At 47.6% G+C, this 24,249-nt stretch carries 17 protein-coding genes and 1 pseudogene; 3 read left to right on the forward strand and 15 right to left on the reverse strand.

The annotated features are described in order from the left end of the window. Window positions 1-461: 461 nt before the first annotated feature. The 7 genes from icmF to HP456_RS04750 all read right to left on the reverse strand — a co-directional run bounded on the left by icmF (window position 462) and on the right by HP456_RS04750 (window position 11,909). The gene (gene icmF, locus HP456_RS04720; protein ID WP_172248858.1) at window positions 462-3,728 is read right to left on the reverse strand and encodes a fused isobutyryl-CoA mutase/GTPase IcmF; all 3,267 of its coding nucleotides are present in this window, start codon (window positions 3,726-3,728) and stop codon (window positions 462-464) included. Further along, window positions 3,725-4,378, reverse strand: a complete 654-nt coding sequence (locus HP456_RS04725; RefSeq protein ID WP_246288744.1) for a TetR/AcrR family transcriptional regulator — start codon at window positions 4,376-4,378, stop codon at window positions 3,725-3,727. Before HP456_RS04725 ends, icmF begins: the two co-directional genes overlap by 4 nt. 144 nt (window positions 4,379-4,522) lie before the next feature. After that, window positions 4,523-5,662, reverse strand: coding sequence for an acyl-CoA dehydrogenase (locus tag HP456_RS04730; RefSeq protein ID WP_172248859.1), 1,140 nt, complete (start codon window positions 5,660-5,662; stop codon window positions 4,523-4,525). Window positions 5,663-5,750: 88 nt separating this feature from the next. Continuing rightward, window positions 5,751-6,887 carry an acyl-CoA dehydrogenase gene (locus HP456_RS04735; protein ID WP_172248860.1) on the reverse strand — a complete coding sequence of 379 codons (1,137 nt, stop codon included), beginning with the start codon at window positions 6,885-6,887 and terminating at the stop codon, window positions 5,751-5,753. Between the two features lie 66 nt (window positions 6,888-6,953). Next, a complete protein-coding gene (locus HP456_RS04740; protein WP_172248861.1) occupies window positions 6,954-7,805 on the reverse strand; it encodes a 3-hydroxybutyryl-CoA dehydrogenase in 852 nt (283 codons plus the stop codon). A gap of 389 nt (window positions 7,806-8,194) precedes the next feature. After that, window positions 8,195-9,382: an acetyl-CoA C-acetyltransferase gene (mmgA, locus tag HP456_RS04745; protein ID WP_172248862.1), complete on the reverse strand. Its 1,188-nt coding sequence runs from the start codon at window positions 9,380-9,382 to the stop codon at window positions 8,195-8,197. A 412-nt stretch (window positions 9,383-9,794) separates the two neighbouring features. Beyond that, a complete protein-coding gene (locus HP456_RS04750) occupies window positions 9,795-11,909 on the reverse strand; it encodes a 4Fe-4S dicluster domain-containing protein (RefSeq protein ID WP_172248863.1) in 2,115 nt (704 codons plus the stop codon). 304 nt (window positions 11,910-12,213) lie between these two features. Between HP456_RS04750 and cls the strand changes: the two genes are divergently transcribed. Both cls and uvsE read left to right on the forward strand, forming a co-directional pair. Beyond that, entirely contained in the window at window positions 12,214-13,419 is a 1,206-nt protein-coding gene (gene cls / locus HP456_RS04755; RefSeq protein ID WP_172248864.1) for a cardiolipin synthase, read from the forward strand. Window positions 13,420-13,431: 12 nt separating this feature from the next. Continuing rightward, a complete protein-coding gene (uvsE, locus tag HP456_RS04760) occupies window positions 13,432-14,385 on the forward strand; it encodes a UV DNA damage repair endonuclease UvsE (protein ID WP_172248865.1) in 954 nt (317 codons plus the stop codon). 682 nt (window positions 14,386-15,067) lie between these two features. Here uvsE and HP456_RS04765 read toward each other — a convergent pair. From HP456_RS04765 to speE, 5 genes are all read right to left on the reverse strand, one after another. After that, window positions 15,068-15,247: a XapX domain-containing protein gene (locus HP456_RS04765; protein WP_061810862.1), complete on the reverse strand. Its 180-nt coding sequence runs from the start codon at window positions 15,245-15,247 to the stop codon at window positions 15,068-15,070. A gap of 133 nt (window positions 15,248-15,380) precedes the next feature. After that, on the reverse strand, window positions 15,381-17,051 hold the full coding sequence (gene argS, locus HP456_RS04770; RefSeq protein WP_172248866.1) for an arginine--tRNA ligase: 1,671 nt from the start codon (window positions 17,049-17,051) through the stop codon (window positions 15,381-15,383). A 4-nt stretch (window positions 17,052-17,055) separates the two neighbouring features. Continuing rightward, window positions 17,056-17,505 (reverse strand): YwiB family protein, encoded by a 450-nt coding sequence (locus HP456_RS04775; RefSeq protein ID WP_172248867.1) that lies wholly within the window; start codon window positions 17,503-17,505, stop codon window positions 17,056-17,058. Window positions 17,506-18,044: 539 nt separating this feature from the next. Beyond that, entirely contained in the window at window positions 18,045-18,917 is an 873-nt protein-coding gene (gene speB / locus HP456_RS04780; protein ID WP_172248868.1) for an agmatinase, read from the reverse strand. A gap of 124 nt (window positions 18,918-19,041) precedes the next feature. Further along, the gene (gene speE, locus HP456_RS04785; RefSeq protein WP_172248869.1) at window positions 19,042-19,872 is read right to left on the reverse strand and encodes a spermidine synthase; all 831 of its coding nucleotides are present in this window, start codon (window positions 19,870-19,872) and stop codon (window positions 19,042-19,044) included. A gap of 437 nt (window positions 19,873-20,309) precedes the next feature. On the opposite strand from speE, the gene HP456_RS04790 reads away from it, so the two are divergent. Further along, window positions 20,310-22,382, forward strand: a complete 2,073-nt coding sequence (locus tag HP456_RS04790) for a transglycosylase domain-containing protein (protein ID WP_172248870.1) — start codon at window positions 20,310-20,312, stop codon at window positions 22,380-22,382. Between the two features lie 67 nt (window positions 22,383-22,449). Here the strand turns inward: HP456_RS04790 and HP456_RS04795 are convergent, their stop codons facing one another. From HP456_RS04795 to HP456_RS04805, 3 genes and pseudogenes are all read right to left on the reverse strand, one after another. Next, window positions 22,450-22,911 carry a GNAT family N-acetyltransferase gene (locus tag HP456_RS04795; RefSeq protein WP_172248871.1) on the reverse strand — a complete coding sequence of 154 codons (462 nt, stop codon included), beginning with the start codon at window positions 22,909-22,911 and terminating at the stop codon, window positions 22,450-22,452. A 386-nt stretch (window positions 22,912-23,297) separates the two neighbouring features. Next, window positions 23,298-23,804, reverse strand: coding sequence for a YwhD family protein (locus HP456_RS04800; protein ID WP_172248872.1), 507 nt, complete (start codon window positions 23,802-23,804; stop codon window positions 23,298-23,300). Between the two features lie 197 nt (window positions 23,805-24,001). Next, a pseudogene (locus HP456_RS04805) lies at window positions 24,002-24,249 on the reverse strand (site-2 protease family protein); the annotation flags it as partial.

A 24,249-nucleotide genomic window follows, 5' to 3' on the forward strand; every position in this document is an offset into this window, starting at 1 on the left:
CTCCGTTTCGGATCACCTTATACGCTTCATAAAAAAGATAGAAGGAAAGCAGAAAGAACGGTATAGCCCCGAGCTGAAAATGGTACAGTAGAGCAGCCACATAAATACCTGCCGCAATAAGTGCATAACGCAATAATGTCTTCACAATGTCACATCCAGTATCTATCGATCTCTAGTGTAATCTTCCAATACCCATTATATAGTAAAAACAATCCCGCATCTATTACCACAACGTAAAGAATTGTACTTTTCTGTATATTAAGCATGGACCGATTTTCTAAAGTTTAATCATGCTAAAAGCGAAAAATTCATCCGTCTGGTGAGGGAAGGGTGTCAGGGCTTTACTATGAGTTGGGATGGCTTCACTTCCTTCAATGCCGGGGCACGCCTTGCATCCGCAATCCGTCCGTTTATAAAAAGACTGCTGTTGTCTGGCAACAGCAGTCTGGTTTCTTCTTATCTTACATATTCCGGCGGTATTGTCCACCGACTTCGTATAGAGCGCGAGTGATTTGACCTAAGCTTGCCACTTTAACGGTTTCCATCAGCTCTTCGAAAATATTGCCTCCGTCGACGGCCGCTTTCTTCAATCGACCCAGGGCTTCTTCCGCTTCAGTTTCGTTGCGGCCCTGGAAGCCGCGAAGATTTGTAATTTGTGTCTCTTTCTCTTCCTTCGTCGCACGTGCAAGTTCCATACTGTCCATCTCTTCTTCAGAAGGAGGGTTCGGGTTCAGGTACGTGTTCACCCCTACTATCGGAAGGTCGCCGTTATGCTTCTTCATTTCATAGTACATCGACTCTTCCTGGATCTTGCCGCGCTGATACTGTGTTTCCATCGAGCCAAGCACGCCTCCTCGGTCATTCAGGCGGTCGAACTCGGTCAGAACCATTTCTTCTACTAAATCGGTCAATTCTTCTGCAATGAAAGATCCTTGGAGCGGATTTTCATTTTTTGATAGACCGTGTTCTTTCGTGATGATCATCTGGATCGCCATCGCACGGCGGACTGATTCTTCCGTCGGTGTCGTAATCGCTTCGTCATAAGCATTCGTGTGGAGCGAGTTACAGTTATCCTGAAGTGCCATCAACGCCTGAAGTGTCGTCCGGATATCATTGAAATCAATTTCCTGTGCATGCAGCGAGCGGCCGGACGTCTGAATGTGATATTTCAGCTTCTGACTGCGTTCATCCGCTCCGTACTTGTCGCGCATGACCGTTGACCAAATGCGGCGGGCAACGCGGCCGATCACCGTATACTCCGGATCCAGACCGTTCGAGAAGAAGAATGAAAGATTTGGCGCAAACTTATTGATGTCCATTCCCCGGCTCAAATAATACTCTACATATGTGAATCCATTTGCGAGCGTGAACGCAAGCTGTGAAATCGGGTTCGCTCCCGCTTCTGCGATGTGGTAGCCTGAAATCGAAACAGAATAGTAGTTTCTCACCTTATGATCGATGAAGTACTGCTGGATATCACCCATCATACGGAGAGCGAATTCAGTTGAGAAGATGCATGTGTTCTGACCTTGATCTTCTTTTAAAATATCTGCCTGAACGGTACCGCGTACGACCTGAAGCGTCTTTTCCTTCACGTCCACGTATTCTTCCACCGTCAGCACACGGCCGAGTTCTTCTTCCTTTGCACGGATCTGCTGATCGACCGCCGTATTCATGAACATCGCCAGAATGATCGGTGCCGGTCCATTAATCGTCATCGAAACAGACGTTGACGGAGCACAAAGATCAAAGCCCGCATACAGTTTCTTCATATCATCAAGCGTACAGATGCTGACCCCGCTTTCCCCGACTTTCCCGTAGATGTCCGGGCGGTAATCCGGATCTTCCCCATATAATGTCACCGAGTCAAATGCCGTACTCAGGCGTTTTGCATCATCATCCTTCGACAGGTAATGAAAGCGTCGGTTCGTACGCTCCGGCGTTCCCTCGCCCGCAAACTGCCGCTTCGGATCTTCTCCTTTACGTTTAAAAGGAAACACGCCTGCGGTATATGGGAACGAGCCGGGTACATTTTCTTTGTACACCCATTTCAGAATTTCACCATAATCCTTGTACTTAGGAAGGGATACCTTGGGAATGTCGAGACCTGACAGGCTCTTCGTCTTCAGCTCGGTCACGATTTCCTTGTCACGGATCTTCGTGACAAATTGATCTTTGCTGTACGTTTCCTTCAAGTTCTCCCATTTCCCTAAAATCCCTTTGGATTCAGCAGTCAGCTTGTTCTCCACCTCTTCTTTCAAGGTAGCAAGAGACGTCAGAACCTCGTCATTCTGTTCTTTTTCACGAAGGGCTTCCATAGCACCTTCCAATTGGAACAGACGGCGTGCAAGCTTCATTTGCTCTTCGGCTTTCTTATGATAGTTACGGACAGTATCCGCAATTTCGCGCAAATAATAGCGGCGGCTGTTTGGAATGATCACGTTCTGTTTTTCAACATCTGCCGTTTTCGTAAAGCTCGTTCTCCAATCAAGCTCCATCTTTTCATTCACTTTTTCAACTACCGCGGCAAATAAAGCGTTCGTGCCGGGATCGTTGAACTGGCTTGCAATCGTTCCATAAACCGGCATTTCATCAAGGTCTTTATCAAACAGCATATGACTGCGCTGATATTGCTTCTGTACCTGTCGACGGGCATCCTCAGAGCCTTTTCGCTCGAACTTGTTGATGACAATCAAGTCGGCAAAGTCGATCATGTCGATCTTCTCAAGTTGTGATGGTGCTCCGAATTCACTTGTCATGACGTACATCGACATGTCACAAATTTCAGCGATTTCTGCATCACCCTGCCCGATGCCGCTCGTTTCAATGACAACGAGATCATAGCCGGCTGCTTTTACCACATTGATTGCATCTTTGATCGCTAACGAAAGCTCTGTCTTAGATCCACGCGTCGCAAGGCTTCTCATATAAACGCGCGGATTGAAAATTGCATTCATGCGGATACGGTCACCAAGCAGCGCCCCGCCCGTCTTCTGCTTTGTAGGGTCGATTGATAGAATCGCAATCTTCTTCTCCGGAAGCTCATTGATGAATCGGCGGATTAATTCGTCCGTCAGAGAACTTTTCCCTGCACCGCCTGTTCCTGTAATCCCCAGTACAGGCACCTTTTTCACAAGATTTTTAATTTCCGAGAAAACGGTTTGAGCAGCAGCCGCGACTTCTTTATTCGCCCCGACCTGGTACTCAGCCAGTGAGATCAGCTTCGAAACGGCATTCACATCTCCAGCCGAAAGCTTATCCACTTCCGAATTGACGCTTCCTTCAATCGTCGGAAAGTCACACTCTTCAATCATCTTGTTGATCATCCCCTGAAGGCCGTGCTGGCGGCCGTCTTCAGGTGAAAAGATCCGGGCGATCCCGTATTCATGAAGCTCCTTGATTTCGCGCGGGATGATGACCCCGCCGCCGCCTCCGTAAATGCGGATGTGGGAAGCCCCTTTTTCTTTTAGCAAATCATACATGTACTTAAAATATTCAACGTGTCCGCCTTGATAGGAGGAAATCGCAATCCCCTGTACGTCCTCCTGGATCGCAGCATTCACCACTTCTTCCACGGAGCGGTTATGACCTAAGTGAATAACCTCTGATCCGCTTGCCTGAATAATCCGTCTCATTATGTTGATCGATGCATCATGTCCGTCGAAAAGGCTCGATGCCGTGACAAAACGGACATGGTGCTTTGGTTTGTAAACTTCAACCGTGCTCATATTACTCCCCCTGTTCTCCTTTGTTTTTCAAAGCCTATGACACCTGCAAAAAGCAGTTCGATTTGAAGGTCGATGTATTCCTGCAATGAATATCTCTTCTGCAATGCCCAGCGGCGGAATCCCCACATCTGCCCCTGGACGAATACATTTTGCGCGAGCATATGAATCTGATTTTCACTAAGCTCAAGCTCGCCTGTCTCGACGCAGCGGACGATCAATTTCTCGACCATCGCCACCATTTCAAGCTCTTTCCTCAGAACGTAAGGAAGCGCATCCTTCGACAGTGATTTCGCTTCTTGATACATGACTAGTACTTCATCCTGCATGCGGTCCATCACCTGAAAGTAGTGGGCGATGCCGAGCTTCAAGCTCTCTATCGTGCCTTGATCAATATCCAGTTCCTCAAGCTCCAATCGAACCTGCTCATAAATGCTGTCACAGACCAAATACAATACATCTTCCTTTGTCCGTATATACTCATAAAGCGTTCCGATGCTGAATCCGGCGGCCTTGGCAATCTCTCTCGTCGTGGTGCGATGAAATCCCTTCTGTTTAAATAGAGAGACGGCTCCCCTTATCATCTGATCACGCCGCTTTTCCACTAAACGTTCATCCTTAACAGACGCATGCACTTCTCTTTTTTTATCCAATATAACCGACCGCCTTTATCTCATTCTCCCATTGATCCTTCTTACTTTCCGCCTGCTTCATCCCCCAATGAAGCGGACGGATTATATGTGGTAACATCCCGTATTAAAAATGCCCGTTTCGCAGATTGACGTTCCTATCTATCTTTATTTCGTCACCATACGGGAAATAACCAAACGCTGGATTTCCTGCGTGCCTTCATAGATCTGAGTAATCTTCGCGTCACGCATATAGCGCTCAACCGGATAATCCTTCGTGTAGCCGTAGCCGCCGAAGATTTGGACCGCTTCTGTCGTCACTTTCATCGCCGTATCCCCTGCCATCAGCTTCGACATCGCTGATTCTTTTCCATATGGAAGGCCTTCCGACTCCAGCCACGCCGCTTGATAGGTTAATAGACGCGAGGCTTCGATCGATGTCGCCATGTCTGCGATTTTAAAAGAAATTCCCTGATTCGCAGCGATCGGCTTACCGAATTGCTCACGCTCTTTCGCATAATCGACGGACGCATCAAGCGCTCCCTGCGCGATTCCCACCGCCTGGGCAGCGATACCGTTACGGCCGCCGTCAAGGGTCATCATCGCGATTTTAAAACCTTCTCCTTCTTTACCGAGAAGATTTTCTTTCGGCACCCTGCACTCTTCGAACACGATTTCCGTCGTTGGAGATGAACGAATCCCGAGCTTCTTCTCTTTTTTACCGACAGAAAAACCTTCGAAATCCTTCTCGACGATGAATGCACTGGTTCCGCGCTGGCGTGAAGACGGATCAGTCAATGCAAATACAATATACGTATCTGCGATGCCGCCGTTGGTAATGAAGATCTTTGAGCCGTTCAACACGTAGTGGTCGCCTTCTAAGCGTGCAATTGTCTTCATGCCGCCTGCATCTGAACCTGAACCCGGCTCAGTCAATCCGTAAGCGCCGATTTTTTCCCCCTGCGCCATCGGGCGAAGATACTTCTGCTTCTGTTCTTCCGTACCGAATTTGTATACTGGCCAGCCTGCTAATGAAGTGTGGGCAGAAAGTGTCACCCCTGTTGACGCACACACTCTTGATAGCTCTTCAACCGCGATACAGTAGGCAAGATAGTCACTTCCGATTCCGCCGTATTCTTCCGGCCAAGGGATACCCGTCAGTCCGAGTTCCGCCATCTTATGGAAAATGTCCATATCGAATCGCTCTTCCTCATCGCGCTCCGCAGCAGTCGGTGCAACCTCGTTGCGTGCAAAATCGCGCACCATCTTACGAATCATTTCATGTTCTTCAGATAACTTAAAATTCATGATCTCTTCTCCCGTCTTTGTTGGAATCTATTTTTTAACAGTATTTTTTCAGCTAAACACAGCGACACTCTTTTTGACTGTTAATTTTCTAAACCAGCAGGTTCTTCCCAATCACCATTCTCTGAATCTCGCTTGTACCTTCATAGATCTCGGTCACTTTGGCATCTCGGAACAAGCGCTCAACTGGATATTCTTTCGTATAGCCATAGCCTCCGTAGACCTGGATCGCTTCGGTTGTCGCTTCAACCGCTGTTTTGGATGCAAAAAGTTTGGCCATGGAGGCTTCCTTTCCGCAGGAGATTCCTTTAGAACGCAGGTCGGCAGCCCTATACACCAATAGTTTCGAGCCTTCAACGGCTGTCGCCATATCAGCGAGTTTGAACCCGATGCCCTGCTGAGCAGAAATCGGCTTACCGAACTGAACGCGCTCTTTTGCATACGCTGCTGCGTGACCGAACGCCCCTTCAGCGATTCCAAGTGCCTGGGCAGCGATCCCGATACGTCCTACATCCAGGTTCGCCATGGCGATCTTAAAGCCTTCCCCTTCCTGTCCGAGCAGGTTTTCTTCCGGTACCGTCATGTCTTCAAATGTGAGCTGAACCGTTCTTGAACCGTGAAGACCCATTTTGTGTTCGTCCTTCCCGATGATCAAGCCCGGTGTGCCTTTCTCGACGATGAACGCCGAAACACCCCGGCTTCCCTTGGTTGGATCGGTCACAGCGAACACGATATATGTATCCGCTTCGCCCCCATTTGTGATGAACACCTTCGAACCATTCAGTACATAGCGGCCGCCGCGCTTTTCCGCTTTCGACTTCAAGCTCTTTGCGTCCGACCCGGCGCTCGGTTCCGTCAAACAGAAAGCCCCTAAATATTCGCCGGATGCAAGCTTCGGGAGATACTTCTGCTTCTGTTCTTCATTTCCGAAATAAAGAATCGGATTGGTCCCCACCGATGTGTGAACAGACAGGATCACCCCGATGGTTGCGCTTACTTTCGACAGCTCGTGAATGGCAATGATGTATGAGGTGAAATCCATTTCCGACCCGCCGTATTTCTCAGGCGTCGTAATGCCCATCAAGCCCAGTTCTGCCATCTTATTTAAAATCTCACGCGGAAAATGCCCCTCTTCCATTTTTTCCACAAAAGGCTGTATCTCTGTTTCAGCAAAATCCCTTACCATCTTGCGCATCATCTGCTGTTCTTCCGTAAATCGTAAATTCATGATTGTCTCCCTCCCGGCTGTTCGTATGCATTATGGTGTGTTTCGGATCGTATCATTCCAGGCAATTTATTCGTACGAATAGAATCCTCTTCCCGTCTTGCGTCCGAGCCAGCCTGCTTTCACATATTTTCTAAGCAGCGGACATGGGCGGTATTTATCGTCTCCGAATCCTTCGTGCAGTGTTTCCATGATGTACAGGCATGTGTCCAGACCAATGAAATCCGCAAGCTGAAGCGGTCCCATCGGATGGTTCATCCCGAGCTTCATCACTTCATCGATCGCTTCTTTGCCTGCCACCCCTTCATACAGTGTGTAGACCGCTTCGTTGATCATCGGCATCAGAATCCGGTTCGATACAAATCCAGGGAAGTCTTCCACCTCGACCGGCACCTTGCTCAACGATTTCGTCATATCCTCAATCGTTTGATACACTTCATCTGTTGTCGCAAGCCCGCGAATGATTTCAACAAGCTTCATCACCGGTACAGGGTTCATGAAATGCATTCCGATCACCTGTTTCGGACGCTTTGTAGCGGCTGCAATCTCCGTAATCGGAAGTGAAGACGTATTGGAAGCGAGAATCGCGTGTTCAGGCGCGATTTCATCCAGCTGAGCGAAGATTTTCTTCTTGATCTCCATATTCTCAACCGCAGCTTCAATTACGATATCGACGTTTTTCGCATCGTTGATATCCGTCGAAGCCGTCAACCTGTTCAATGCCGCCCCCTTATCTTCTTCAGTCATTCTTCCTTTTTCCACAGAACGGGCAAGGTTCTTCGTGATGACGCCCATCCCTTTCTGAACGAACTCTTCTTTCAAATCATTTAAAAATACGTCAAATCCCGCTTGGGCACAAACCTGGGCAATGCCGGAACCCATCTGCCCCGCTCCGATAACCATGACTTTTTTTATATTCATTGTGCTCTCCCCTTTGTTAGAAAAATTACTGGTTATTGCTTGTTTTATGTTGGTTGGTTGGTTGGTTGGTTGGTGTACCAGGTACATCAGCGGCTAGTTGTACCTGGTACACAACCGTTGAAATGTACTTGGTACGCGTTGTGGAGTGGCGCTTTGTGCCAGGCACAAAGACCGTGATTTGTTCCTGGCACAAAGTGCGTTGATTGTTCCTGGCACAATGAGCCCTGATTGTTCCTGGCACAGACTAATGTTCAAATTGGTGTCTTGCTCAGAAGACCCGATTTAAGCCTTGCTCAATTATCCCTTTCCGCGCCAGGCTCAATACTGACAAATCGAGCAAGGCACCACTTACCATAGCCTCTACCAATCTACCAATTCCAACCCCGAACCTACTGCTTCGGCACCTCGATCATAATCGCATCTCCCTGGCCGCCTCCGGAACAGATCGACGCAATGCCGATGCCGCCGCCGCGGCGTTTCAGTTCATATGCAAGTGTCAGAATGATGCGTGCACCGCTTGCTCCGATCGGGTGGCCCAGAGCGACCGCTCCGCCGTTAACATTGATTTTTTCCGGATCAAGACCGGCAATCTTCCCGCTAGTCAGTGCGACTGCTGCGAATGCTTCGTTTATTTCAAACAGGTCGATTTCCTCTAGTGATTTGCCTGTTTTCTTCAATAGTTCATTGATGACAAGACCCGGTGTCTGCGGGAAATCTTTCGCTTCCACAGCAATCGCTGTATGGCCAAGGATTGTCGCCAATGGTTTTTTACCTTCTTTCTCTGCGCGTTCTTCGCTCATTAAGATCATCGCTGCCGCTCCGTCATTGACCCCAGGTGCGTTGCCGGCAGTGATCGTGCCGTCCGAACCGAAAACCGGACCCAGTTTAGCCAGTACGTCATAGGAAGTATCCTTGCGCGGGGCTTCGTCACGTACGACTACGACCGGATCGCCTTTGCGCTGCGGCACTTCAACCGGCACGATTTCCTCTCCAAGTCTGCCTTCTTCTGCTGCTTTCACCGCTAGCTCATGGCTTCTTAATGCCCAGCGGTCTTGATCTTCCCTTGTCAGTTCGAATTCCTTCGCTGTCGCATTACCGTATGTCCCCATGTGAACGTTGTTGAAGCTGCAGGTGAGACCGTCATGAACCATCAGGTCCTTTACACTCGAGTCGCCCATCTTGAACCCCCAGCGTGCTTTAGGCATAATATATGGCGCGTTCGACATCGATTCCATACCTCCCGCTACGATCACTTCACCGTCCCCTGCACGAATGATCTGATCCGCCATCGTGACGCTTCTCATTCCGGATGCGCACACTTTATTGATCGTTTCTGTCTTCACATTCCAAGGGAGTCCTGCATGGCGGGATGCCTGTCGTGAAGGGATCTGCCCCTGACCGCCTTGTAAAACGGAACCGAGGATGATTTCCTCGACATCTTCACCGCTGATACCTGCTCTGTTCAGTGCTTCCTTCACTGCAAATCCGCCTAGTTCAGACGCTGTGAATTTGCTCAAGCCGCCGCCAAATTTTCCGAAAGGAGTTCTGGCTCCATCTATAATGACCGTTTTCCCCATGTAAATCCCTCTCCTTTAACTTTCAGATTGAAGTTTTAATTTTGTATACGCTTTCAAAAAAATCCATCGTATGATGTTGACTCCTGTTAATCAGGTATTTGTTTTTTTTTGCTAGTGGAATTCTATAAACACAGTGGTTCCGCCCATTTGACTGAACGCTCGCTCGACCAAACCCCAAAAGAGGAAGGGACAGATTCCGTCCCTTTCAACTATCTTCATTGTACTTCAAAATTGTGTAAAACGTAATGATTTTTTAGAAAGTTTTTATTTTTCTTGTAAATTACTATTTCAAAAAAATAATAGGAGTGAAACGCCATAATGTGTGGTTATGTTGTCTCACTCCTGGGGACTGGGGCTTAAATTTCAGCCCCCTCAATTCCATGTTTGAACCTAAAATATATGGAAATCCCGTTTATGCTACACTCTCATCTTTTCGGTCACCGCATACTGCTTTCTCAAGCAGCTCAGCTACGTCCAGTGTTGAAACGTTCTCCTCGACTTCCTTCGCTTTCGTTCCATCAGAAAGCATCGTCAGGCAGTAAGGGCAGCCGGAACTTATGACGGAAGGGCTGACGGCAAGTGCCTGCTCGGTTCGGGATACGTTGACCCGGTGGCCGGTGTCTTCTTCCATCCACATGAGTCCGCCGCCGGCTCCGCAGCACATTCCGTTTTCCCGGTTGCGTTCCATCTCAACGAGCTTCACGCCGGAAATCGATTTAAGGATTTCCCGGGGCGGATCATACACTTCGTTGTAACGGCCAAGATAACAGGAATCGTGGAACGTGATCGTTTCGTTCACTTCGTATTGAGGCTTCAGGCGCCCTTCCTTCACCAGGTCATAGAGAAGCTCGGTGTGGTGGACGACTTCAGCTTCCAGTCCGAAGTCAGGGTATTCATTTTTAAATATGTTATAAGCATGGGGGTCGATGGTGACGATTTTCTTGATTTCATGCTTTTCGAATTCGGCGATATTGTTCGCAGCCAGCTCCTGGAACAGAAATTCATTCCCCAAACGTCGTGGTGTATCACCTGAGTTTTTCTCTTTATTTCCTAAAATCGCGAACTTCACGCCTGCTTCATTCATCAGCTTGGCAAAAGAAAGAGCGATTTTCTGGCTTCGGTTATCGAATGAACCCATGGATCCGACCCAGAATAAGAATTCGAATTCTTCTCCGGCTTTTTTCATTTCTTTGACTGTCGGGATATGAACATCTTCTCTCGCTTCACGCCAGGTTTCACGCTCTTTGCGGTTAAGACCCCATGGATTCCCCTGACGCTCGATGTTCTGCATTGCACGCTGTGCATCTGCATCCATCTTTCCTTCCGTCAATACAAGATAACGGCGGAGGTCAATGATTTTATCCACGTGTTCATTCATGACCGGACATTGGTCTTCACAGTTCCGGCATGTCGTACACGCCCAGATTTCTTCTTCCGTGATGACATCTCCGATCAAAGATGGGCTGTATGCTGCACCGGCTGCCGCTTCTTCAGCCGCCTGTGTCGCACTCGCCATCGCAATCTGATTTCCTTTTGTCCCGTTGAAAGCGAATGTCGGCACCCATGGTTTCTTCTGGGTGACGGCTGCTCCGTGATTCGTCAAGTGATCACGCAGCTTCACAATCAGGTCCATCGGAGACAGCATTTTCCCCGTGCCGGTTGCCGGACACATATTGGTACAGCGGCCACATTCCACGCAAGCATAGAAATCGATCATCTGAGGCTGAGTGAACTCTTCTATTTTACCTACCCCGAAACTTTCTGCAGACTCGTCTTCAAAGTCGATCGGCTTCAGTTTTCCCGGGTTGTCTAAGCGGTTGAAGAATACATTGGCCGGTCCTGCGAGCAAATGTGCGTGTTTTGATTGCGGCACGTATACCAGGAAGGCAAGCAAGAAAATCAAGTGAATCCACCATGCAATGTAAAAAATGACGATGGATGCTGTTTCCCCGATCGCTCCAAGAGCCCCTGCAATCAATGACGCGACAGGTTCTGTCCAGGCAAGCTCTTCACCATGCCAGATCAGACTCATCCCGTTTCCTACGAGGACGGAAAGCATCAATCCGCCGATGAATAATAGAACGAGACCGGATTTGAAGCCTCTTTTTAAACGCACGAGTTTTTCTACATAACGGCGGTGAAACGCCCATACTACCGCAACCAGGATCATCAGCGTGACAAGTTCCTGGAAGAATGTGAAGCCTGGATATAATGGCCCAAGCGGTAAATGGTTCCCCGGTGCCAGTCCTTTTATGATGAAGTCGATTGCCCCGAATTGGACTAAGATGAAGCCGTAGAAGAACATGACATGGATCGCTCCACTTTTCTTATCCTTCAAAAGCTTTTTCTGTCCGAATACGTTGACCATGATTTTTTCGAAGCGTTCCTTGAATCGTTTATCAAATTCAACTTTCTTTCCAAGCTTGATATATTCAATTCTCGTTTTGACCACATACACAAAAAGACCAACTGCGTAAACGGTTACAAAAATGAACGCAAGCCAATTGAGAATGAGTAAACCGTTCATCTCCAATCTCCCCCTTATTCGGTTCGTTTATGAACTTCCCCTTTGTTCAAACTTTTCAAACCAAATTAATATTCAGAATAATATTCTTACTTCCATTATATAATGAATGAGCATTCAGTCAACGGTTTTTTTTAATGCTGTTTTCTAAATCGGAATACGTGTTCCTTCCGAGAATCGTTTATACGGTAAAAAAGTACCGTTAATTGGTTTCCATTCTTCTGTTTATAGGGAAAAGGAAAAAAGGTGCAACACAAAAACAATAAACGGACATACTAACCCTATTGACTAGGAGAGAGTGATTCGAATGTGGTTGTATTACACGCTGTTAATCATCGGATTATTGATTGCCTGGATGGTAATCGATTTCAAACTGGGTCGAAGCCGATTCATTCGAACCCGTACAAGAAGAAATTACGAGAATCGTTATAGTGATATAACATTAATTTCCCGTGGAGCTGATTTGTTCGAGAAAATGTTTACGGATATCAAAAATGCGGAATCTTCTATTCATATCCTTTTTTACATTGTTCAGAATGACCATCTCGGAAACCGTTTCATGGACCTTCTAAAGGATAAGGCAAAGGAGGGGGTGAAGGTCAGGCTGCTGATGGATCAGATCGGGAGCCTCCATGTGTCCAAGTCCAAGGTACATATGTTGAGAAGTGTCGGTGTGGAAATCGCGTACTGCCAGAGAATCAAGTTTCCTTTTCCGTTTTTCAGCTCGCAGCAGCGAAATCACCGGAAAATAACGGTGATCGACGGGACCTATGGATATCTTGGAGGCTATAATGTAGGAAAGGAATATATCGATGAACACGAAAAACCCGAACTTTCACCGTGGAGGGATTATCATTTAAAAATTGAAGGTGAAGGCGTACCCGATCTTCAAACAGAATTCTGTATCGACTGGCACCGCGCGACCGGGGAGGATCTAACCAATGACCAGCTTTACTTCCCCCCTGCCAGAAAAGGCAGTCTGGAACATCGTATTTTCCCAACCGAAGGAGTCAATATCGAACAATTTTTCGGTGAATTCATTGAAGAAGCGAAGGATTCAATCATCATCGGTACACCTTACTTCATCCCTACAAATTATCTTATGGATAAACTGCTGGATGCACTCGACCGGGGCGTGAAGCTGACAATCATCGTACCAAATCAGGCGGACCATCCGCTCGTGAAGGAGGCGGCTTTTCCATATTTCAGACCGTTGCTTGCCAAAGGGGCTTTCGTATATCAATTCATGAACGGCTTCTATCACGGGAAAGTCATAGTCATAGATGATCATTCCTGTGATATCGGAACCGCGAACTTTGATCAGCGAAGCTTTTTTTTAAACCTGGAGCTGAATAACTTGATTTACGATAAACATTTTATTGAAATAGTAAGAAAAGAAATCGATGAAGATATAAAGAATTCGGACAGGCTGAATGCCAGAGATTTGGAGTCCGTTTCTTTATTCACTCGATGTAAAGAAAAAGTCGCATCGGCGATTACAATTCTGCTATAAAGGGGGTATGAAATGAGAGTCCGACTGGGGTTTGTGGCAAATTCCCTTGCACTGTGGGATTCTAGTCCCTCCAAAACGATGACATACAGGCGATTCACCGAGCTTCCCTTGCAGGAAAGGATGGAAAGGCTTATTGAAGTCACGCGGATGAATCTTGCCCATACAAAGCGCATCCTGTTTTATTGCGCAGCTCATGAGATCGAGCTGTACAGACTTTCAAGCTCCATTGTCCCATTGGCGACGCATCCGGATGTCGAATGGGACTTCCTTTCGCCTTTCAAAGAAGAATGGAAAGAGCTCGGGAATCTGATCAAATCGTTCGGCATCCGTGCGAGCTTCCATCCGAATCAATTTACTTTATTCACCAGCCCAAAGCAGGACGTCACTGGCAATGCCGTCAAAGATATGGTGTATCATTACCGGATGCTTCAATACATGGGGGTTGAGGAGCAGTCGGTCATCAATCTTCACATCGGCGGGACCTATGGGGATAAGAAAGCTGCGCTCGAACGGTTCCATGCAAATTTGAAATTGATTCCGCCGGAGATCAAAGCAATCATGACGCTGGAGAATGATGACAAGACGTATAATGTCAGCGAGACGCTGGCAGCATGCCAGAAAGAAGATATTCCGATGGTTCTCGATATCCACCATCACGAAGCGAATCTCAGTGAACATCCTCTCGAAGACTATCTATGTGATATATTCAACACGTGGGATAGGCGCGATCTTGTCCCGAAAATCCATATCTCTTCGCCTAAATCGGAGAAAGCATTCAGGTCACACTCTGACTATGTCGACCCTGATTTCGTGAAGCCTTTTTTTAAAACCTTAAAGAAATTCGGGCGCGACGTGGATTTCATGATAGAAGCCAAACACAAAGACCTTGCCATGCTGAAGCTGATCGAAGACCTCTCCTCGATACGCGGCGTCAAACGCACCAGCGGCGGTATATTGGAGTGGTGAAAAGAAAAGCGGAGGGGCTTTGCTCAGAGGCGTGTGGCATAAGACGAACCGGACATGAAGGCGTTCTTTGCCTTCTTGGCCGGTTTGACTTATGACATGTGCTTCTAAGCCCCGGAGCTGGACAATAGAAAAGCGGAGGCGGCTTGCCCAGAGGCGACAAGCATAAGGCAGGGCAGCCACAAAGGGCGCTCTTTGCCTTTTTGGATGGCATGACTTATGTCTCGAGCCTCTAGCCGCCGGAGCTGGACAATGCGAAAAGCGGAGGCGGCTTGCCCAGAGGCGACAAGCATAAGGCAGGGCAGCCACAAAGGCGCTCTTTGCCTTTTTGGATGGCATGACTTATGTCTCGAGCCTCTAGCCGCCGGAGCTGGACAATGCGAAAAGCGGAGGCGGCTTGCCCAGAGGCGACAAGCATAAGGCAGGGCAGCCACAAAGGCGCTCTTTGCCTTTTTGGATGGCATGACTTATGTCTCGAGCCTCTAGCCGCCGGAGCTGGACAATGCGAAAAGCGGAGGGGCTTTGCTCAGAGGCGTGTGGCATAAGACGAACCGGACATGAAGGCGTTCTTTGCCTTCTTGGCCGGTTTGACTTATGACATGTGCCTCTAAGCCCCGGAGCTGGACAATTCTCGAAAATCAAAGACCCGTTCCTCTAGTCGGAACGGGTCCTTTATGTAGACTTGCTATTTAAGAACCGATTCAATCCAAGGCTGAATCGCCATGAACGCTTTGAATCCCAAGTAAATCCCAACAATCCCCGCTATTCCCGCCAAAGCAGGGGGAGCCGGTATCGGAAGCTTGAAAAGGGCAAAAATGAACCCTACTAAAAATCCGGTGACTATGGCCAATACAACTGTCTTCATTCATAACCTCCTAAGCTAATCCGCCATCTTTCTACAACTAGTATACGTTAAATGGTAAAAAAATATCATAAAGAAGGCCCTCCCGCACTGCTTTGATGCAGTGCGGGAGGGCCTTCGAACGTTTCAATCCGGATTACATTTTGTCTGGAGCTGCTACACCGATCAGGGCAAGTGCATTTTGAAGCGTTACCCGCACGGATTTGACGAGTGCGAGCCGTGCTGTTGTAAGCTCACGGTTTTCGTCGTCAAGTACCTTGTTGGCGTTGTAGAAGCTATGGAATGCTGACGCGAGATCATTGATGTAATTCGCGACACGGTGCGGTGTACGCTTCTCTGCTGCATCGGCAATCATTTGCGGGAATTCACCCAGCTTCTTGAGAAGATCAACTTCTTTTTCCGTTCCGATCAGTCTCAAGTCAATGCGGTCCTCAGATGCCAAGCCCTGCTCTTCTGCTTGACGAAGGATGCTGCAAATACGCGCATGCGCATATTGTGCATAGTATACAGGGTTTTCATTGGACTGGGACACCGCTAGGTCGAGGTCGAAATCCATATGTGTATCAGCGCTTCTCATCGCAAAGAAGTAACGCACGGCATCCAGGCCGACTTCTTCCACAAGTTCACGCAGCGTCACCGCTTTACCGGTACGTTTGCTCATCTTCATTTTTTCACCGTCTTTATAAAGGTGAACAAGCTGAATCACTTCGACTTCAAGATTGTTCCGGTTAAAGCCCAGCGCTTCAATAGCTGCCTTCATACGCGGGATATACCCGTGATGGTCTGCTCCCCAAATGTTAATCAGTACGTCATGGCCGCGCTCGAATTTATCCTGATGATACGAGATATCCGGAGTCAGATACGTATACGTCCCGTCGTTCTTGATCAACACCCGGTTCTTGTCATCCCCGAGTTCAGTGGAACGGAACCACGTCGCGCCGTCTTCTTCGTACACGTGACCATTTTCACGGAGTTTCTCAAGCGCTGCATCGATTTTTCCGTTTTCATACAGAGACGTTTCGGAGTACCACACATTGAACGGTACGCGGAACATTTCCAAGTCATTCTGAAGCTTGGACATTTCAACCTTCAAACCGTGCTCACGGAAAAACTTATAGCGTTCCTCTTCACTCGCCTCTGCATATTTAGAGCCGAAGTCTTCCGCAAGCTTCTTACCAATTCCAATGATGTCGGCACCATGATAACCGTCTTCAGGCATTGCCGTGTCTTGCCCGAGCGCTTGGAAGTATCGGGCTTCCACTGACTTTGCCAGATTGTGAATCTGGTTTCCGGCATCGTTGATGTAATACTCCCGCGTTACGTTGTAGCCTGCTTTTTCAAGCACATTGCACAATGAATCGCCTACTGCCGCACCGCGGGCATGTCCAAGGTGAAGGTCGCCGGTCGGATTTGCAGAAACGAACTCGACATTGATGCGTTCCCCTTTTCCTGTATCAGAACTGCCATAATCGTGGTCCTGATCGAGAATCATCGGAATCAGATCCGTCAAGTAGTCGTTGTTCATAAAGAAATTGATGAACCCGGGTCCCGCAATTTCCATTTTTTCAATCGATGCCTTTGATTGGTCAAAGTTTGCCATGATGTCATCCGCGATCATGCGCGGCGCCTTTTTTGCGACACGGGCAAGCTGCATTGCCATATTCGTGGAATAATCACCGTGTGTCTTTTCCTTAGGTGTCTCCAGGATGATGTCCGGAATCTGATCCTCCGTTGCCAGATTCGCTTTCAGAACCGCTGCTTTGATTTCAGATTTCAGGTTTGCTTGCACTTTTTCGACGATATTCATACGCCTATTCTTCCTCCTTAAAATTGATCGACATCTCATAATCCCCGACCGGGCTGCCCTGCATGTTCAGTTCGTATGACAGGTTGAAATCCCCTTCAGTCTTCATCAGGTTTTTTGTATGTGAAAGTTTTTTCGTTTTTGTCGTAAGTAAGAGCGTCCCGAGCTCGCTTTCGTAGGAGCCGTTCATCTCTTCCTTTTCGTTAAATACCATTCTCATCTTCACAGCACCGCTTCTTAAGATAAGTGCCTGTGTATCGGTAATCTTGACGATCGTATGGATGGTTCCTTCCTCTTGAACCTCATCATACTTGAGAAAAAAGGCATCCCCTTTTTCATAGTATTGTCCGAATGAAACCAACTCAAAAGAGTCGCTGTCGTCGCCGATCGTGATATTCGTTTTCAAGTGAATTTTGACAGGCGTGGATTCGTTGTTTAAATCTGTCAAACCACTCACATCCTTTTCTGTTTTAGGGTCCGATCTTGGATCAGTTCCATCCCTTTTGCAGGGTGGACTTCCTTCTAACTAATTAAGTATAAGAACTCTTGGATGAAAATGCAATGAAAGGGGCGGAGTTTCGGGTTGGAAGTTTGTGAAAATGAGGTGTGATCCGGCTGCTTAGCTCGATATAAAGGCATAGGCCGTTTGATACCGCTGTTGATTTCCGTGGAAGACTTCGCTTTCCACGGGCACCTCCTATTGTTGTTTGGGGAGTCCAACAATAGGTGGGGAACACATACCTCCCTGTGGGGTCTCACATCAGCTACTTCTCCCGCAGGAGTCTTCGTCTTCCACTCCAATCAACAGCTGGAATTGGTTAATACTAATATAAAGAGCTAGTTATATCTTTTGTAAGTTCACCCATCTTCTTTTTTCGAGTATATAGAGAAGTTTGACCAAATTCTAAATCCACCGATTCGGCTCGCCTTGTGCAAATGTTGTCTGATAAAAGAAATAGGATCACCCAACAAATGGGCAATCCTGTTTCACAAACATTATTTCACCCAGCCAAGCAGCATTTCACGGATGAGTTTGCTAGCTGTGTTGGCTGTTTGTTCGGATGGGTCATAGATTGGGGCGACTTCGACGAGGTCTGCTCCTACTACGTTCACGCCGGAGTGTGCGATCGCATGGATCGAAGCAAGCAGTTCCCTGGACGTGATTCCGCCGCAGTCCACGGTTCCTGTACCCGGGGCGTGGGCAGGGTCGAGGACGTCGATGTCGATCGTTACGTAAACCGGACGGCCTTCAAGCTTCGGAAGGATTTCCTTCAGCGGCTCGAGAACTTCGAATTTCGAGATATGCATGCCGTTTTCTTTCGCCCACTGAAATTCTTCCTTCATACCGGAACGGATTCCGAAAGAGAATACATTCTCAGGTCCGATATGCTCTGCGATCTTGCGGATCGGGGTCGAGTGGGAAAGCGACTCCCCCTCGTACTCTTCACGAAGATCGGTGTGCGCATCCATATGGATGATCGCCAATTCGGGATTCTTCTTCGCCACGGCTTTCATCACCGGCCATGAAACGAGGTGCTCACCGCCCATGCCGAAAGGGATTTTTCCATCACTTAAAAGCTGATCGATATAGTCTTCAATCATATCGATGCTTCGCTGCGGGTTCCCGAATGGAAGCGGGATATCACCGGCATCGAAGAATTTCACCTCTTCAAGCTCACGATCAAGATAGGCACTGTATTCCTCGAGTCCGATCGAAACTTCGCGAATGCGGGCAGGGCCGAATCGCGAACCAGGACGGTAACTGACCGTCCAATCCATTGGCATCCCGTAAAGGACAACAGAGCTCTCTTCATAAGAAGGGTGGCTCTTAATAAACACATTACCTGAATAAGCTTCATCAAATCGCATCAAATTCAACCTTTCCATATCGAGGGCAGGATCTCTGCAGATCGTCCCTCGCTAGTTTAAACCGTTAGACGTGTGAGGGACTTGTCCCTCACACATATAAAGTAATAAGGGATTCTATTACTTATTATTTCGTCAAATCTTTCACGAATTTAGGAAGTACGAATGCTGCGTTGTGCAGTTCCGGTGTGTAGTATTTTGTTTCGATTTCGTGAAAACGCTCTTCAGGCACTTCGATAGGGTCGTGTTTTTTAGAACCGATTGTGAATGCCCACATTCCGCTTGGATAAGTTGGGATATTCGCTGTGTACAGACGTGTAACAGGGAAGATTTCCTTTACATCGCGCTGCACCTGGCGGATAAGGTCTGCTTTGAACCAAGGATTGTCACATTGAGCGACAAAGATTCCGTCTTCTTTAAGAGCTTTCGAGATTCCTGCATAGAATCCTTTTGTGAACAGGTTTACTGCCGGACCTACAGGCTCGGTGGAATCGACCATGATGACGTCATATTCATTTTCACTTTTCGCGATATGCATGAAACCGTCGCCAACTTGAACATCGACACGCTCGTTTTCAAGCTCGCCCGCAATTTCCGGGAGGTATTTCTTAGAGAACTCGATTACTTTTCCATCAATATCGACCAATACGGCTTTTTTCACGCTCGGGTGCTTCAGCACTTCGCGGATGACGCCGCCGTCCCCGCCTCCGACAACCAAGACCTTCTCCGGGTTCGGGTGCGTGAACAAAGGAACGTGAGCAACCATCTCGTGATAGACGAATTCGTCTTTCTGGCTTGTCATGACCATTCCGTCAAGGAACAGCATGTTGCCCCATTCTTCTGTTTCAGCCATTTCCAGGTATTGAAAATCCGTTTGCTCTGTATGTAAAGTCTTTTTGATTTTAATCGTGATTCCGAAATTTTCGGTTTGTTTTTCTGTGTACCAAAGTTCACTCATTGTTTCTACTTCCCTTCTTTATCTCTTTTTCATATCCGTCATAATCACTTTTTCCGAGGGAGTCTTAGCCTTGCACTCCAATTAACAGCTGGATCCAGGTTTTAATCAACTCTAAGCTTTTGACATATCCTGAAAATCCAACCATTATCTAAAACAATCAAAGCCTCTTGAATAACGACCCCAAAAGACGTCATTTTTATCCTTCCCTATCATGATAAATACAAACATGAGAAAAAGTATAGTGGAATCTAGCAAAAATTCAAGTGAAATTTTTTCTATCTCTACGACGTTTAAAAACTCCCTAAACCTTTCATACTGTTTATATACACTTGATGTCCGGTACAAGGTCCGTGCCTCACTGCTTTAAAGCCGTAGAGGGACTGTCCAAAGAAGCGATTCTGATAGAAAACTATTTTAAAATGAAAGCGGGAATAGGGATGGAATTGATCACTCGTTCTAGAATGGAGAAAACAAAAAAATACGTCAGGGCAGCCGTCATACTGTCTCTATTATGTTCTGTCCTTGTTCTCGCAGGACTGATGGGTATTCTGGCGTATGCGAAGATTCAAGGACCTCCGCCGCTTGCCGTACCGCAATCCACACTTCTATACGGGGCAGACGGCAAGGTGATCGGGGAGACGAATACCGGGGAGAAACGCTACTGGGTGGAACTCGACCACATTTCCCCCGCCCTCCTCGAAGCCACGATTTCGATTGAGGATAAGAATTTTTATCAGCATTACGGATTTGATGTAAAACGGATTGCAGGTGCCGCACTCGCCGATCTGAAGGCAATGGCCAAGGTTCAGGGGGCGAGCACCATTTCCCAGCAGTACGCCCGCAATCTGTTTTTAACGCATGATAAGACGTGGAAACGTAAGATTTCCGAGGCACTCTATACGCTTCGGATCGAAATGAACTATTCCAAGAAAGAAATCCTCGAAGGTTACCTGAACACCATCTATTACGGGCACGGTGCCTACGGAATCCAGGCAGCGAGTCAATATTATTTCGGGAAGGACGCAGACAGGCTGAACCTCGCGGAAGCAGCCATGCTTGCGGGGGTACCGAAAGCTCCTTCATACTATTCTCCACTTGAATCAATGGAGAATGCCAAGAAGCGGCAGGAGCTCATCCTTGATTCAATGGAGGAAGATGGATTCATCACGAACGAGGAAAGTGAGATCATGAAAGCGAAACCGATCAAAGTCACCGGTCATCACGCCCATAAAACCGTAGAAACGGCACCTTATTTTCAGGATGTTGTGAAAAATATCCTCCGCACCGAACTCGGCCTTGAAGAACGGACGATTGAAATGGGCGGACTTAAGGTGTACACGACCCTGAATACGAAGCATCAGGAGATTGCTGAAAAAGTGGCTGCCGAGCAGATAGGAGAGGAATCCGACATTCAGCTCGGCTTCGTCTCGATGAACCCTGCAACCGGGTATGTCACTTCACTTGTGGGCGGGCGGAATTACGAGGAAAGTCCTTTCAACCGCGCCGTTCAAGCCATCCGCCAGCCTGGATCGACAATCAAGCCGCTTCTGTACTATTCGGCACTCCGGCAGGGCTTTACACCTTCTACGACGATGAAGAGCGAGCTCACTTCTTTCACCTTTGATGGCAATAAGAAATATGCTCCTCACAACTACAATAATAAATATGCGAATGATGACATCACACTTGCCCAGGCGATTGCGCTTTCCGACAACGTCTATGCCGTCAAGACCCACTTGTTCATGGGACAGGAGACATTGACTGAAACGGCCAAAGAAACATTCGGCCTCACAACCCCGGTCAAGAAATATCCTTCTTCTGCACTCGGAACTTCAGGGGCGAGAGTAATCGATATGGTGAACGCCTACAATATGTTCGCCAACGGCGGCTATAAAGTGAAACCAGTCTTCATCACCCGTGTGGAAGACTGGTCCGGAAACGTTATTTATGAAAAAGAAATGAAGAAAGAACAAGTCCTAGATCCGGACACCGCTTACGTCATGACGCATATGCTGAGCGGGATATTTGACCCCAAACTGAATGATTACTCGACCGTTACCGGTATCCAGATCCGAAAAGACGCCACACGCCACTATGCCGGAAAATCCGGTACGACCAACACGGACAACTGGATGATCGGCTTTTCCCCGCAGCTGACAGCCGGAGTATGGACAGGGTACGACAAAGGAAAAGAAATCTCCCTTATAAACGATAAGCTTTATGCGAAGAAAATATGGGTGGAATTTATGGAGGAGGCCCTGAAGGACGAACCCGTCAAAGCGTTCAAGCCGACAAAGGGAGTCGTCGGAGTGGCGGTCAATCCCCATAATGGCAAACTCGCCACGAAGGATTGTCCCGTTCAACGATTCACCTACTTCCTTAAAGGCACCGAACCGACAGAATATTGCACAGAGCATCTTGGTGAACACAAAGAGTCACCGGATGAAAAAACGCCATCCAAAAACGACAGCAAACCATGGTACAAAAAGCTGACGGACTGGATCTTCTGATTCATAAAGCTTTTGAAGGGCCAATCCCCCGCTGCTTTAATGAGGCGTGGGACGGACCTTCAGCTTGTTAAAGTTTCATTTTCATTCCTTCGTGCGTGGCGCTGAAGCCAAGCTTCTGATAGAACCTCAGGGCCTCTGCACGCTGTTTGTCTGTCGTAAGCTGCACCAGGCTGCAGCCGCGTTCCTTTGCCCGCTTAATTGCCCATTCGATCATCTGTGTGCCGGCTCCCTGACCACGGACAACTGCAGACGTCCTTACCCCTTCAATCGTCGCTCTCCAGCTTCCCTGGTGCGTCAGATAAGGGGTGAACGTCATCTGCATGACGCCTAAGATCTCGGTTTCACGACAGGCCACTATCAGTTCATTATTCGGATCTTCGTCAATCGCATGGAATGCCTGCACATAACTTTCCGGGAGCGGATGGGTATACCGTTCCCTCCCTTTACCAAGCACATCGTCCGCAAGCATTTCCACGATCGGATCCAAATCCTTTTTTTCTGCTATTCGAAACGTAAGCAGTTCTTTCATATCAGCGCCTCCTTTTTCCAATCCTTTTCCTCATCGTACCCGCCGGACCACGATAAGAAAAGTAGAAGTTCATTATGATCAGGCATAAGGAGAGCTTATAATCATAACTTACTACTTATGAAACACGCTATCATCTTATAAAAACGAAAAACCTCGGGCTTGTGCGAACCCGAGGTTTTTCATGTCCTAGTTTATGTGCAAACTGTGCTTTAAGTGTACTTTTTTTCCAAGACAAGTACAAGATGTGAAAGTCACTTTCAAAAAATGTCACACTTTGTTCACAAAAGTCGAAATTTCCTCAAGAAATATATCAAAGACCCCTCCCTAAGCGTTTTAACACTAGAGGGAAGGGACCTGATAGAGTAATTCATATCCTGCCGCAAGGATTATTCTGCTTTCAATGCCTTTTTCAGTTCAGGCTTTGAGCGGTCCCACATGCCCTGATCATGGGTCTTGAGGAAGTCTGTGAGGATCCCTTTCGATTTATCGTCCATCTGCTCAACGATAATGTAGCGCTTAATCGACTTATCCATATGATTCACGTGCTCAGGCATCGACTTGTAGCCTCTGCGCTTCCCACGGTTAACGACCAATTCGCAAGCCGTAAGCCCTGCATAATAAGGGCCGTCCTCCATGCGGTCGATCGTCACCCAGATCAGCCAGTACGGCTTGCCGCCCGCCGAATCCTCACGATTATTCGTGAACTTGATTCCTTTTTCAATCGGGCTCCTGGCATGCATCGCGCCAATTTCGATTGTCGCTTCCCCTTCTTCGACATCGATCATGACCGGAGAAACGTTATCAAGACTCAGCGACCCGACTCCGTAGCCTCCGTGACCGTCAGTCGGATCACTTTTTATAATATTAAAACCGATGTTCTTTTTCTTTTCCATCGTTTTTCACTCCTTTTAGCTAAGGCTGTTTTCTAAAAGATTATGGCTTACGTACAATAAGAAGGTGACTAAATGAGATGCTTACACGTGCTCTTTTCGAAAAGTGCGCTAAGACAAAGTCTGGAATAAATTAACGAAAATACCCAAGTTTCGGAATTTTCTAGTTTGTAAAGCAACAAAGTTTTGCGAAAAAGAGCTTAGCTGAAGATTGAAAAGATCGTTCCAAAGATTGCACTGAACGCCTGGCCTGTTGCATTCATCCCTGTCTGCAGGAACGGCCAGATCGTATATTGATCAAGCGGTGTGATCACCAGGATCAGAAACAGCAGGATGCCGTATTGCTCATATTGACTGAGCTTCACCCGTACATGGGGAGGTGACAGATCTTCGATGATCCGATACCCGTCAAGCGGCGGAAACGGCAGTAAGTTAAACACAAACAAGA

The sequence above is a fragment of the Bacillus haikouensis genome, from assembly GCF_013179555.1.
Lineage (GTDB): Bacteria > Bacillota > Bacilli > Bacillales > Bacillaceae_B > Rossellomorea > Rossellomorea haikouensis_A.

Coding starts and splice junctions, on each gene's coding strand:
- icmF (WP_172248858.1), bottom strand. CDS start 3,728: ATGAGCACGGTTGAAGTTTACAAACCAAAGCACCATGTCCGTTTTGTC.
- HP456_RS04730 (WP_172248859.1), bottom strand. CDS start 5,662: ATGAATTTTAAGTTATCTGAAGAACATGAAATGATTCGTAAGATGGTG.
- HP456_RS04735 (WP_172248860.1), bottom strand. CDS start 6,887: ATGAATTTACGATTTACGGAAGAACAGCAGATGATGCGCAAGATGGTA.
- HP456_RS04740 (WP_172248861.1), bottom strand. CDS start 7,805: ATGAATATAAAAAAAGTCATGGTTATCGGAGCGGGGCAGATGGGTTCC.
- mmgA (WP_172248862.1), bottom strand. CDS start 9,382: ATGGGGAAAACGGTCATTATAGATGGAGCCAGAACTCCTTTCGGAAAA.
- HP456_RS04750 (WP_172248863.1), bottom strand. CDS start 11,909: ATGAACGGTTTACTCATTCTCAATTGGCTTGCGTTCATTTTTGTAACC.
- cls (WP_172248864.1), top strand. CDS start 12,214: ATGTGGTTGTATTACACGCTGTTAATCATCGGATTATTGATTGCCTGG.
- uvsE (WP_172248865.1), top strand. CDS start 13,432: ATGAGAGTCCGACTGGGGTTTGTGGCAAATTCCCTTGCACTGTGGGAT.
- HP456_RS04765 (WP_061810862.1), bottom strand. CDS start 15,247: ATGAAGACAGTTGTATTGGCCATAGTCACCGGATTTTTAGTAGGGTTC.
- argS (WP_172248866.1), bottom strand. CDS start 17,051: ATGAATATCGTCGAAAAAGTGCAAGCAAACCTGAAATCTGAAATCAAA.
- speB (WP_172248868.1), bottom strand. CDS start 18,917: ATGCGATTTGATGAAGCTTATTCAGGTAATGTGTTTATTAAGAGCCAC.
- speE (WP_172248869.1), bottom strand. CDS start 19,872: ATGAGTGAACTTTGGTACACAGAAAAACAAACCGAAAATTTCGGAATC.
- HP456_RS04790 (WP_172248870.1), top strand. CDS start 20,310: ATGGAATTGATCACTCGTTCTAGAATGGAGAAAACAAAAAAATACGTC.
- HP456_RS04795 (WP_172248871.1), bottom strand. CDS start 22,911: ATGAAAGAACTGCTTACGTTTCGAATAGCAGAAAAAAAGGATTTGGAT.
- HP456_RS04800 (WP_172248872.1), bottom strand. CDS start 23,804: ATGGAAAAGAAAAAGAACATCGGTTTTAATATTATAAAAAGTGATCCG.